This window comes from Dellaglioa sp. CoH-55-MRSF-7 (assembly GCF_056782235.1).
This window is the reverse complement of sequence record NZ_JBXAYI010000128.1, coordinates 1-298: the sequence shown is the minus strand read 5'-3', so window position 1 is coordinate 298 and position 298 is coordinate 1. Positions and strand designations below refer to the sequence as shown.

The 298-nt window shown below is 61.4% G+C and carries 1 protein-coding gene; it reads left to right on the top strand.

The genetic code is table 11. The features are described 5' to 3' along the window. The coding region (locus AC1RPU_RS08135) for a hypothetical protein (RefSeq protein WP_481762740.1) at positions 1-192 on the top strand (192 nt) is incomplete at its 5' end. Positions 193-298 lie beyond the last annotated feature (106 nt).

Below are 298 nucleotides of genomic sequence, written 5' to 3'. Positions count from 1 at the left end.
ATTCCGCGCAACGAAATGTTTTGCTGGGATTCGCGCATTTGGTTCAAGAACACCGAGGGCGTTGCGCTGTGCATAGCTGTGGACCCTGAACGTGGTGCCACGTACGCGTCGAAGCTGGGCACGGTGCTCCCGTTCGAGGCGGATACTCAGGTGCGTGCTGTGGTCCGCGCCGAGTTCGCGCTGGAGGGTTGATGAGAGACGATCGCGTGAAGCTCGTGGTGACCGAGGACGGTGAAGTACGGTTCGCACGCCACGAGTTCCGGTATCGTATCGTGGGCCGTGAAGGCTGGTGCGCGTG